This window comes from bacterium, assembly GCA_016703265.1.
GTDB lineage: Bacteria > Krumholzibacteriota > Krumholzibacteriia > LZORAL124-64-63 > LZORAL124-64-63 > CAINDZ01.
Genome location: JADJCK010000009.1, coordinates 136,634 through 148,928, shown reverse-complemented (window position 1 = coordinate 148,928; position 12,295 = coordinate 136,634). Strand labels below are relative to the sequence as shown.

7 protein-coding genes are annotated in these 12,295 nt (G+C 68.4%); 5 read left to right on the top strand and 2 right to left on the bottom strand.

Translation table 11 applies throughout. The annotated features are described in order from the left end of the window. Positions 1-4: 4 nt before the first annotated feature. Positions 5-1,573, bottom strand: coding sequence for a T9SS type A sorting domain-containing protein (locus tag IPG61_16495; protein ID MBK6735639.1), 1,569 nt, complete (start codon positions 1,571-1,573; stop codon positions 5-7). Positions 1,574-1,910: 337 nt separating this feature from the next. Here IPG61_16495 and IPG61_16490 point away from each other — a divergent pair, with 337 nt between their 5' ends. From IPG61_16490 to IPG61_16480, 3 genes are all read left to right on the top strand, one after another. Next, positions 1,911-2,978 carry a TerC/Alx family metal homeostasis membrane protein gene (locus IPG61_16490; protein MBK6735638.1) on the top strand — a complete coding sequence of 356 codons (1,068 nt, stop codon included), beginning with the start codon at positions 1,911-1,913 and terminating at the stop codon, positions 2,976-2,978. Between the two features lie 139 nt (positions 2,979-3,117). Then, positions 3,118-3,810 (top strand): hypothetical protein, encoded by a 693-nt coding sequence (locus IPG61_16485; GenBank protein ID MBK6735637.1) that lies wholly within the window; start codon positions 3,118-3,120, stop codon positions 3,808-3,810. 144 nt (positions 3,811-3,954) lie between these two features. Beyond that, positions 3,955-5,343, top strand: coding sequence for a hypothetical protein (locus tag IPG61_16480; protein ID MBK6735636.1), 1,389 nt, complete (start codon positions 3,955-3,957; stop codon positions 5,341-5,343). A 9-nt stretch (positions 5,344-5,352) separates the two neighbouring features. On the opposite strand, the gene IPG61_16475 is transcribed toward IPG61_16480, so the two are convergent. Continuing rightward, the gene (locus IPG61_16475; GenBank protein MBK6735635.1) at positions 5,353-7,872 is read right to left on the bottom strand and encodes a hypothetical protein; all 2,520 of its coding nucleotides are present in this window, start codon (positions 7,870-7,872) and stop codon (positions 5,353-5,355) included. A 378-nt stretch (positions 7,873-8,250) separates the two neighbouring features. On the opposite strand from IPG61_16475, the gene IPG61_16470 reads away from it, so the two are divergent. Both IPG61_16470 and odhB read left to right on the top strand, forming a co-directional pair. Then, entirely contained in the window at positions 8,251-11,046 is a 2,796-nt protein-coding gene (locus IPG61_16470) for a 2-oxoglutarate dehydrogenase E1 component (GenBank protein MBK6735634.1), read from the top strand. Positions 11,047-11,064: 18 nt separating this feature from the next. Continuing rightward, positions 11,065-12,291 carry a 2-oxoglutarate dehydrogenase complex dihydrolipoyllysine-residue succinyltransferase gene (gene odhB, locus IPG61_16465; protein ID MBK6735633.1) on the top strand — a complete coding sequence of 409 codons (1,227 nt, stop codon included), beginning with the start codon at positions 11,065-11,067 and terminating at the stop codon, positions 12,289-12,291. The last annotated feature ends 4 nt before the right edge of the window (positions 12,292-12,295 follow it).

The following is a 12,295-nucleotide window of genomic DNA, read 5'->3' as shown; positions in this document are numbered from 1 at the left end:
GGCCTTACTCCACGAGCGTCATCTTGCCGGCCAGCGTGCTGCCGCCGGTCCTGAGCCGGTAGAGGTAGGTCCCGGAGGCGGCCAACCGGCCGTCGCGGCCCTGGCCGTCCCACCTGACCGCATGTGTGCCGGGCTCGAGGTCCGCATCCACGAGCGTGCGCACCAGACGCCCCGACACATCGAAGATCGACAGGTTCACCGGGCCGCGCTCCACGAGCGAGAAGCTGATGGTCGTCGCCGGGTTGAACGGATTGGGGTGGTTGCGACCCAGCACGGGGCCGTGCGGGAGCGCATCGCCGACGGCGCTCGATCCGCCCAGCGGCGCGCCGACGGTCACCGTCACCGGCTCCGTGACGCACGCGATATCGGCGGCCGCCGTCAGGTTGTTTTCGCCCAGGCCCATCGTGAAGGTGCGGTCGGCGCCGTACATCCTCGGCACCAGGGCATCGGCCATCCATTCGAGCACGCGCCCGAAGCCGAAGATCACCATGCCGGCGTTCGGGCCGCCGTCGGTCGAGCCCATGCTGCGGTGCGCGTCGGGAGCATCGTCTCCGTTGTCGTCGCTGAGGAACAGGTAACGCGAGCCGGCGGTGTCCAGGTAGTACAGCCACTGCGGGTCGGTCATCACCGTCATCCACTGCTCGGCATTGTCGGCGGCGCTGCTGCTCGAACCGTCGGACGTGACGACGACATCGCCGGTGTCCAGCGAGCCGCCGGGCGTGCCCTCGTAAAGGAGCCAGTAATTGCCGGCGTTGTCGGCCCCGGCTTCCTCGACGGTCATGCGCATGAAGGTCGGGTAGATCTCCCAGAGGATGCTCCAGCGGTACAGCGGATTGTCGTAGACCGAGCGGAAGGTCACCTTCAGCGGGCCGTGGCCCACCAGGGTCGTCGTGACGGCGTGGTCGCCGGGGTGGAAGCTCCCGGTGCTGATGCCTTCGCGGCTCACGTCCATGTTGGGGATGCCGCGGTACTCGCCACGCTCGAAGCTGCCGACTTCCGAATGGTAGCTGAGCCAGTCATGGCCTTCGTTGTCGATGATGCTGGCGAAGCCGCCGCCCTCGAGATGGTAGTAATAGTCGGCGCGCTCGGTGCTGACCAGGTAGGTGAGCTGGCCTTCGTACTGCAGGCTGTCGAGCGTCGTCGGGACGGTCACGGCCGGCGGGGCCGGGCAGCCGCCACAGGCGCCGACCACATCGAAGAGCACGCGATAGTGGCGCGAGCCCTGCGCCGGCGTCGTGTCGTTCACGACGAAGACCAGGTTGCCCACCGCGTTCGTGGCGGCGTCGAAGCCGGCGGCGGCATCGAACTGGAAGGGCACTGCCGGGTCGAGGACGGCGCCGGTGCTGTCGATCTCGACGACCTGGAAGGCGTTCGGGTCCAGGGTGCCGCTGATGCCGGCCAGGAACGCGGTCAGGTCCACCGCGGCGTCCACGGGCAGGTCCACGCGCGCGGCGCTGCCGGCGGTGACATCGACGGCGTACCCGTACTGCTGGTCAGCCAGCGCCGCGACCGGCGCCAGCACGATCAGGATCAATACTGCCGACACCAGCGGGTTCTTTCGAAGATGCGACACGGTGGCCTCTGCTTTCCGGCATCGAGGGATGCGGGACCGGGATGCGCTGCCGGGGGCGGTTGATGGCCGAGCCCCCGGGACAGTCATGATTCTAGACTAAAAAAACGCACGAAACAACAAATATTACGCAAACATTGACCCAATATTGATTTTGTGTATCAATTTGGGTGAGATCTTCGACCGGAAGCGCAGGATCGCCCGTCCCGGGGCCGTGTTTCACTCTGAGCGCCGTGACGGGGTTCCGCCGGGCACGGCGTGCCGATGGCGCGCCATTCGGACCTCGTCTACGATGCTGGGCCGCAACAGCGACCGAACGGAAACCGGGGAGACAGGGCGCATGATCTGGGTGTGGACGGGTTTCATCGCTTTCGTGCTCCTGATGCTGGCCCTGGACCTGGGCGTCTTCCACCGGAAGGCGCACGTGATCGGCGTGAAGGAAGCCCTCCGCTGGTCGGCGTTCTGGATCGCACTGGGGCTCTCGTTCGGCATCTTCATCTGGTTCGCCTACGATGCCCACTGGTTCGGGCTCGGGTTGGGCATCGACGTTGTCGATGGCGCCGCCAACGACGGCCGCACCGCACTGGGCAAGTACCTCACCGGCTACGTCGTCGAGAAGTCGCTCAGCGTCGACAACATCTTCGTGATCGTCATGATCTTCAGCTATTTCGGCGTGCCGGCCCTGTACCAGCACCGGGTTCTGTTCTGGGGCATCCTCGGCGCGCTCATCCTGCGCGGGACGATGATCGCCGTCGGCGCGAAGCTCATCCACGAGTTCCACTGGGTCCTCTACGTCTTCGCCGTGTTCCTCATCGGCACCGCGTTCAAGATGCTGTTCATGAAGACGGAGAATGCGGACCCCGAACACAATGCTGTCGTCAGGCTCACGCGCCGGCTGTTTCCGATCACGTCGCGCTTCCACGGCGAGCACTTCATCGTGCGGGCCGGGACCACCGCCTCGAAGGAAAGCGAAGTGCCGGGCGCCGCCGTGCTGCGCGACGAAGTGGTCGAGAAGGCGCGCCCCGGCGCCCTGCTGCTGACGCCGCTGGCGCTGGCGCTGGTCATGGTGGAGACCACCGACCTCATCTTCGCCGTCGACTCGATCCCGGCGATCTTCGCCATCACCGGCGACCCGTTCCTGGTCTTCACGAGCAATGTTTTCGCGATCCTCGGCCTGCGTTCGCTGTATTTCGCCCTGGCCGGGGCCGTCGACAAGTTCCGCTACCTGAAGGTCTCGCTGGCGCTGGTGCTGCTCGTGGTCGGCGTGAAGATGCTGATCGCCGGCTGGCTGAAGAGCATCCTCGGCGAGCACTTCAACGCCCTGCTGCTGCTGGTCGTCCTGGCCATCCTCGGCATCGGCGTGGCCTGTTCGCTGCTTGCGGACAGGCGGGATGCCCGGCGCGGGTAGCGCGCCGGGAAATCCCATCCGCTTTCTTCGACCTGCATGCGGCCCCCGCCAACGGGCATATTTGCCCATCGTTTCCTGCCTGTCGGGCGATGGCGGATGCTACAATCGGTAGCGGTGCCTGCACATCCCGGAGGTCCGCGTGCGCATCCCGAACATCTTCCGTGTCGCCGTCACGATCGCCCTGGTTTCGCTGCCGTGCGCGTTGCGCGCGGCCCCGCCGCCGTTGTCGCTGCAATCGGTCTACGAGACGGCGCCCGCGCGGGACGGCTACGATCGCTTCCTGGAACTCGAGACAGGTCGCATCTACACGGGCGGCCTGCAGGTCGGCGCCACCTGGGACGACGACCAGGCGCAGTTCATCGACGCCGAACTCGGGCTCGACGTGATGATCGCCGGCAACGGGGCCGTCCTCGACCTGCAGGGGCAGTCGATCCGCATCTCGTTCTGCACGAACCGGCTCGACATGCAGGACTGCATCGTGCTGGACGGGGGCGTGCGCTTTGTCGGCGACAGGACGCTGGCCGTGGATCGCGTGCCGTCGGGATCGGTCCGCTACTGCACGTTCTACCGGCCGGTGGACTACGCCGTGCGCCTGATGGGTGCCGGCGCCGGCGTGACCTGCGAGCGCAACCTCGTCGTCGATCCGGTCGACACCGGACAGGACGTCGTGATCTGGAGCGGCATCACCGGCCTCCACCTGCCGACCGGCCTCGCCTTCGGCATCTCGGTGCAGACCGATGCCTTCGGGTTGCCCGACCTGCGCGACAACTGGACCTGGCACAGCGAGCCGCGGGCCAACGAGGACCCGCTTCGCCATTTCGGCTTTCTCTGAGAGTACAGCTGAACGCTTCCCGCCCCGTGGGACGATGCCGGTTCGGCACCGCACAACAACATCCTCGGCAGCGATCCGGGTCTGCGCGACCCGGAGCACGGCGACTTCCATCCCGTCCGCGCGCCGCAGTACGGTTCGCGCATCGTGCCGGCGGCTGTGGCCCTCGACGCTTCGGCTTCCGGCGCGGCAGTGCCTGATCGCCGCGAGCCCGGCGCCGCGCGAGCGGCCACGCTGAACGTCGGCGGTGACATCGCGGTCGATACCGTCTGGGACGCGGCAACGGTGACGGTGGGCAGCGACGTGGTCATCCGTGACGGCGCCGTGCTGACCGTGGCGGCCGGTGCCGGCATCCGCTTCACGGGGCACCACGGACTGGTGGTGCGCGACGGCGCCCTGCAGGCCTGGGGAACGCCGACGGCGCCCATCACCTGGGACACGGCCCATCCGCAGGACTTCACGACGGAGCCGGACACTGCCGGCAGCTGGGGCGGCATCACCTTCCTGAACGTCCCGGCCGATAACCCGCCCTCGTTCCTGCGCGGCTGCGTGCTGCAGCACGCGAAGGCGGTGCCCGGCCACGGGCCCGACGACGACACACCGCGCGTGGGCGGACGCTGCCCCGACGGCGCCGGCGGTGCGCTGCGCCTGGTCGGCCCCGGCAGCGTGGAGATTTCCGGCAGCATCCTGCGCCACAATGCCGGCGCACGCGGGGGCGCGTTGGTCGCGCACTACGGCGCCACGCCGCTGCTCGTCAACGTGCTGATGCATGACAACACCGCCTGGACCCGCGCGGGGGCGGCCTACGTCAGCCATGCCGCGCCGCGCTTCGTGCACGACACGCTCATCGACAACCAGGCCGTGAACGCCGACATCTACGCCCGCACTGCCGGCGCCGTCGACCACTTCCACGCCCGGCCGCACTACGCCGGTTGCATCGTCTACGGCAACGTCACGAACCATCACGAGCCGCACCAGATCCTCGAGCCGCGCAGTGCCGACATCGACCATTGCAACGTGGAAGGGTACGGGCTGGGTGTCGGCGGCATGGACAGTGACCCGCTGTTCCTGGCACGGTGGAACACCCGCGGGCTGCTCAGCGGGGCGTCGCCCTGCATCGATGCCGGCGATCTCACCGCCGCGCAGGCCTGGCTGCCCGAGGTGGACCTGGCCGGCAATCCGCGCCGTGCCGGCCTCGAGGTGGACCTGGGTTGCTACGAGTACCTGGCGCCGACGGGCGTACCGGGACTGCCGCTGCAACGCGCGATCCCGGTGTCGGCGCAGCCGAACCCGGCCAACCCGGGCACGTGGCTGCGCTGGCGGCTGGATGGGGACGGACCGGTGCAGGTGATGGTGCGTGACGTGGGCGGCAGGCTCGTGCGGCGACTGGTCGACGCAACCCGCGCCGCGGGCTCGCAGGCCGTCTTCTGGGACGGGCGCGACGATGCCGGGCGTCGCGTCGCGGCAGGCGCCTATGTGGCGCAGGTCACTGGCGCGGCAGGGCGCGGCACGGTCAAGGTGATGCTGGTGCCGTAGGCCGGAGGATCAGCGCAGCAGCACGACCTTCTCGCTCGTCTGCCCGCGCGGCGTCACCACGCGCACCCAGTAGACGCCGGTGCCGACCGGCAGGCCCGTGCGGTCGCGTCCGTCCCAGGCCAGATGGTGTTCGCCGGCCGGCAATCGACCGGACAGCAGTCGCGCCACAAGGCGGCCGCGCAGGTCGAACACCGCAGCGTCCACCTGGTCGGCGGCGGGCAACTGCAGCCGGAAGCTGGTGCGTCCGGGGCTCGGGTTCGCCGAGGCGTGCGAGATCCGCAATGACGTCTTGATGGCGGACGGCTCGACCGCAGACGTTGTCGCCAGGGTCCATCGCGCAATTCTCTGCGAGGACTTGTCTCCGGCCGTGTTGAAGAACCCGCCCACGAACAGGTCGTTGTCGTAGGCGGTCAGGCACAGCGCGCCCAGGTTGTTGCCACCGGGGCCCTGGCCCAGGCCGGAGCCGAGTGCAGCCCAGCCCGCCCCGTCCCAGGAAGCAATACGGGTCACGGGCGTCCCGCCTGCCGCGCCGATATTCCCCGCCACAAACAGCTTTCCGCCCGCCGAGGTCATGACGTCCGCGTAATAGTCCAGTCCCGTGCCGACAGCCACCCATGCGCTTCCGTCCCAGCGCGCGATGCTGCCCGGCAGCGGGTTGGCGCCGCTCGCCGTGAAATCGCCCGAGGCAAAGAGTTCGCCGCCGTGGACGGCCAGGGCGGTGACCCGGCCGTCGAAGCCGCCACCGAACGCGCTCCAGGTGAAGCCGTCCCATCGTGCGATGTTCTGTGCGGCGACGCCGTTGATGCTGTCGAAAAGGCCCGCGCACACGACATTCCCGTTCCAGACGGTCAGGCGGGTGGACGAAGCGCCGAAGTCGGGCGTCATCGTGCCGATGGTCTGCCACTGTGCACCGGTCCAGCGGGCGACCTGTCCCAGCGGCGCGCCCGAACCCACTTCGGCCATGAGCAGGCCGCCGGCGACCAACTCCGAATCGTAGTCGACGATCTGTGCGCCTTGCCCCACGAGGCCGCCGTTAAAGCCCTCCCAGGTCGAGCCGTTCCAGGCGATGATGTTGCGCGAGTCCACGTCGGCGCCGCCCGTGAAGTAGCCCGAGACCACCAGCCGCCCGTTCCACGTCGTCAACTGGTCGCCGGACGGATTGCCGAACGGGTCGTTCAGCCCGCTGTCCAGCGCGTTCCACTGCACCCCATCCCAGGCGGCGATGCCCTGGGCCGCGCCCAGCTTGCCGATCATCTTGAAACTGCCTGTCGCGATGAGTTGCCCGCCGTATGCGGTCAGGCCGTTGACGTACCCTTCATCCGCCACGCCATAGCCCGTGCCCAGCGCGCGGAACCGCGCGCCGTCCCAGGCCACGATGTTCCTGCCGCCCTTGATCACGCCGCCGTCGGTGTAGTCGTAGAAGCCCTGGAGGTTGCCGGCCAGGAAGAGCTCGCCGCCGATGCGCGTGAAGGTGTTCAGGTGCGAACCGAACTGGCCCCAGGGGCGGGCCGGGCCGGCGTCCCAGCCGGAGCCGTTCCACCACGAGGACGACGGGCCGGGATGATTGAAGAAGGGGCCGACGACGAACAGCTGGCCGCCGTCCTCGCCCATGCCGAACACATCGGAGACATCGTCGGTCAGGGGATGGAGCGCGGCGCCGTCCCAGCGCGCGAGGTTGAGGGCGGTGACATTGCCGTTGTCGCCGGATGAGAACCAGCCGTGGAGGAAGAGATCGCTGCCGACAGCCGCCAGCCGCTGCACCTCGCCGTCCAGCGCGGCCACGTTGTAGGTCCAGGTCGAGCCGTCGAAGGCGTTCAGGTAGTTGCGGGCGTTCTCGTCGTCGAAGAAGCCGCCCACATAGAGCGTCGAACCCACGCGCGCGCCGGCCACAAGGTAGCCGGCGGCTGCGGCCGCGAAACCGCCCACATCGCTCCAGGCCGAGCCGTTCCAGCGCGCAAGGCAGCGGGCGGCCACCGCGGGCGCATCGACCGTACTGAACGAGCCGAGCAGCAGCAGCGTCGAGCCGTCCGCCACGAGCACAAGATTGGTTGGATCATCCGGTGCCCCGTTGCCAACGGGCGCCCACGCTGAACCCGTCCATCGCGCGACGTTGGGCAGGTAGGTGTCGCCCGAAGCCGTGAAATCCCCGGCCGCATACAGCGTCGTGCCGACGACGGCGAGCGAGGTGACGGTGCCGTTGAGGCCATCGCCCATCGACTCGAATTCCGACCCGTTCCACTGCACCACATTCTGCACCGGCATGCCGCCGGCGTGGGAAATGTCCCCGGCGGCGACCAGGGTGCCGTTCCAGTTGACCGTGGCCTGGATGATGCCGGTCCAGCGGGTGGCGACGCCCGTGAGACCCGGCGCGCCATAGTCCGACGACCAGCTCACATCGGCGGGATCGGCGCTGGCCACCGCAACGCCCGCGAGCACGACGAACAGGGCCCCGGCGATACCGGCAATCCGGAGCCGGAGCAGGGACGTACTCACGATCCGTCGCGACAGGCAGTGGACCGGGCTCGACATGGGGATGGCCTCCGGGGATGGCGCGACGATCAGGTACGTTTGCAGGCTGGGTTGCCCTTCGGCGAACCTGCTGAGCGTAGCATAGAGGATGGAATATGTCTACATTTCAAAGCCGCGACCGTGGAGCGCGATTTTCCGCCTTTTCGTGCGGCCTCCAGCGCGTCGGGGTGGACTCGGCGACACCGCGGCCGGCGGTCTTGTTGTTCCTGGTCCTGGCGTTCGGGGACTGCCGCCATCAGGAGTCTTGTATATACTTGCCAATCATCGCTGACTCCTAACGCCAATGCGTTCTCAGGACCACGTCGGAACCACGTCAATGTCACGGTGCCCCTGGGCGGGCAGCAGGGGACATGAACCAGGAAACATGAACCAGGAAACATGAATCAGGACAACCCCGACAATCCCAATACACTGAGCCTGTCCTACGCCGACCGGCTGTGGCACTCATGGCAGGCCGATCCCGACAGCGTGCCTCAGGCCTGGCGCGACTGGTTCGCGACGCAGGGCGGCAGCCCCACGGCTCCCGGCTACCGGCCCTCGGGCCACCTCGACGATCGCGCACTCGACGACCAGAACAAGGTCGACCAGCTGGTGCGCAACTTCCGCGTGCGGGGGCACGGCATCGCCCGCCTGGATCCGTTGCGCGAGCCGCCGTCGGCGCCGCCCGAGCTGACGCTGGAATACTACGGGTTCGGCGAGGCCGACCTCGACCGCGTGTTCGCCGCCGGCACGCTCAGCCCGGGCGACATGCTGCCGTTGCGCGAGATCCTGCGCCGCTTGCAGGCAACCTATTCGCGGTTCATCGGCGTGCAGTACATGCACATCGACGACCTGCAGGTTCGCCAGTGGCTGCAGACGCGCATGGAGCCGACGGAGAACCGCCTCGAGCTGACGCCGGAAGTGCAGCGGCGCATCCTGCAGCGCCTGATCGACGCCGAGATATTCGAGGAGTTCATCCAGAACAAGTACCTCGGCGCCAAGCGGTTCAGCCTCGAGGGCGGCGAGACGGTGATCCCGCTGCTGGACCTGGCCATCGAACATGCCGGTCTCCAGGGACTGGAGAAGATCGTCATCGGCATGGCCCACCGCGGCCGGTTAAACGTGCTGGCCAACATCCTGGGCAAGAGCCCGCGGAAGATCTTCGCCGAATTCGAGGACGCCGACCCCGAGCAGTTCGTGGGCTACGGCGACGTGAAGTACCACCTCGGCCACCATTCGGATTGGACTACGCTGCAGGGCACCGTGGTGCACCTGTCACTGTGCTTCAATCCCAGCCACCTGGAATTCGTGGGCCCGGTGGCGCTGGGTCGGGTTCGCGCGCGGCAGGATCGCGTCGGCGACCTGGACCACGAGAAGTCGATGGCTATCCTCATCCACGGTGATGCCTCGTTCATCGGCCAGGGCGTCACGCAGGAGACGCTCAACCTGTCGCAGCTGGCGGGCTACGAGAGCGGCGGCACGGTGCATGTGGTGATCAACAACCAGATCGGGTTTACGACCGACCCCGAGGAGGCGCGCTCCAGCCGCTACTGCACCGATGTGGCCCGCATGCTGCAGACGCCCGTCTTCCACGTGAACGGCGAGGATCCCGAGGCGGTGGCGCAGGTCGTCAGGCTGGCGCTCGATTTCCGGCGGCAGTGGCGTCGCGACGTCATCATCGACATGTACTGCTTCCGGCGCCGCGGGCACAACGAGACCGACGAACCGGCCTTCACCCAGCCGTTGATGTACGAGGCGATCCGACGGCGGCCGTCAGTGCGCGCCGGCTATCTCGACCGGTTGACGCGCTCGAACCACGTCACCGTGGAGATGGCCGAGCAGATGGCCGTCAGCCGCCGGCAGCACCTGCAGTCGACGCTGGACGAGGTGCGCGAGGCGCCGCGCGTCGCCGCGCCGACGGTCGAGCGCAAGCGCGTGCTGGGGCCGGTCTGGCGGGAATACCAGGGCGGGCCGGAGCCGGGCGGGCCGCCTGTGTTGACGGGCGTGCCGCGCGCCAGGCTCGAGGAGATCCTGCGCGCCCTGGCGGCCGTGCCGGTCGGGTTCACGCCGCACCGGAAGATCGAACGCCTGCTGGAACAGCGGCGAGCCATTGCCGACGGTAAGCATGCCGTCGACTGGGCGGCGGCCGAGTGCCTGGCCTACGGGTCGCTGGCGCTCGACGGACATCCGGTGCGCCTGAGCGGCCAGGACAGCCAGCGCGGCACGTTCGGGCATCGCCATTCCGTGCTTCACGACGTGAACACGGGCGCCATCCATGCTTCGCTGCAGCACCTGGCCCCGGGGCAGGCGCCGGTGCAGACGATCAACAGCCCGCTGTCGGAAGTGGCCGTGATGGCGTTCGAATACGGCTACAGCCTGACCTATCCCGAGGCGCTCGTCATCTGGGAGGCGCAGTTCGGCGATTTCTGCAATGTGGCGCAGCCCATCATCGACCAGTTCATCACCAGCGGCGAGACCAAGTGGGGCATGCTGTCGGGCCTGGTGCTGATGCTGCCGCACGGCATGGAGGGCATGGGGCCCGAGCATTCCAGCGCGCGGCTCGAGCGGTTCCTGAGCCTGGCCGCCGCCGACAACATCCAGATCGCCAACCCGACGACGCCGGCCCAGTTGTTCCACCTGCTGCGACGCCAGGTCTGGCGCCACTGGCGCAAGCCGCTGGTGATGCTCAGTCCCAAGAGCCTGCTGCGGCTTCCCGCCTGCGTGTCTACGCTGGAAGAGTTGACCGAAGGCGCATTCCATCCGGTGCTGGGTGACCCCGAGGCGCCCGATCCGGCGACCGTGTCGCGCGTGCTGGTCTGCAGCGGCAAGGTCTTCTATGACCTGCTCGAGGAACGCCGGCGTCGTGGTCGCAGTGATGTGGCCATCCTGCGACTCGAACAGATGTACCCGCTGCCGGCCAGTGCGCTGATCGAGGCGGTGGACGCGTTCCGCGACGGCACCGAGCTCGTCTGGGTGCAGGAGGAGCCGGCCAACATGGGCATGTGGCCGTACCTGAGGTACCGTTTCGGGGAGAAGTTCCTGGGCCGCCCGCTGGTCGGAGCCTGTCGCCCGGAAGCGGCGAGCCCGGCCACCGGCTCGGCCGGGGCCCACACGATCGAACTGGCCCTGCTGATGGATCGCGTGTTCGGCGCGGTCAGCGGACCGGGCCTGATCACGGGCGCCCGCGGCGCCTGAATCAAGGAGTAGCGACCCATGCCGCTCGAGGTGAAGGTCCCCGCGCTCGGGGAGTCCATCCAGGAAGTCCAGGTCTCGGCCTGGCTGAAGCAGCCCGGCGAGAACGTGGCGCTGGACGAGCCCCTGATCGAGCTCGAGACGGACAAGGCGACGGTGGAGGTGCCGGCGCCCGCGGCCGGCGTCGTGGTCGAGATCGTGGCCGCCGTCGGCGCGGTGCTCAAGGTGGGCGATGTGCTCGCGCGGATCGAGGCGGGGGGAGCCGCGAAGGTTGCGAAGCCGGCGGTTGCCGCGGCGCCGTCAGCGGCACCTGCGAAGTCGCCGGCCGCCGACGCGGAGCGGACGATCATGCCGGCGGCCCGGCGCGTGCTCGCGGAGAACGCGCTCGACGCCGACCTGGTCACGGGCACCGGCCCCGGAGGCCGCGTGCTCAAGGAGGACGCCGTTCGGGCGGTGGCGGGCGCCGTGCCGAATGCCGTGCCGTCTGCCGTGCCGTCACCGGCGCCGGTCGTCGCGCCGATGCCGCCGGCATCCGCGTTCACGGGCGAGCGCAGGACGCGCACCGTGCGCATGAGTCCCATCCGGCGCAAGATCGCCGAGCGCCTGGTGCAGGCGCAGCGCGACGCGGCCCTGCTCACGACGTTCAACGAGATCGACCTGTCGCGCGTCAAGGCCCTGCGCAGCGAGCACCAGGAAGCCTTCCAGGCCCGCTACGGCGTGAAGCTCGGCATCATGAGCTTCTTCGTGAAGGCGGCGGTCGAGGCGCTGCAGATGGTTCCCGAGATCAATGCGAGTGTCGAGGGCGACAGCACCGTCTATCACGACTACTGTGACATCGGCATCGCCGTGGGCGGTGGCAAGGGCCTGGTCGTGCCGGTGATCCGCAACGCCGAAGGCCTGGGCTTCGGCGACCTGGAGCGGATCATCGCCGACTTCGCCAAGCGTGCCCAGGCCAACAAGCTCGACCTCGATGAACTGCAGGGCGGCACGTTCACCATCAGCAACGGCGGCATCTTCGGCTCGCTGTTGTCGACGCCTATCGTCAACCCGCCGCAGAGCGGGGTGCTGGGCCTGCATGCGATCCAGGACCGCCCCGTTGCGATCAACGGGCAGGTCGTTATCCGCCCCATGATGTACGTGGCACTCACCTACGACCATCGCCTGGTCGACGGCCGCGAATCGGTGGCGTTCCTCGCGCACATCAAGCACTGCGTCGAGCAGCCCGAGCGGCTGCTGCTGAAGGTCTGACGAA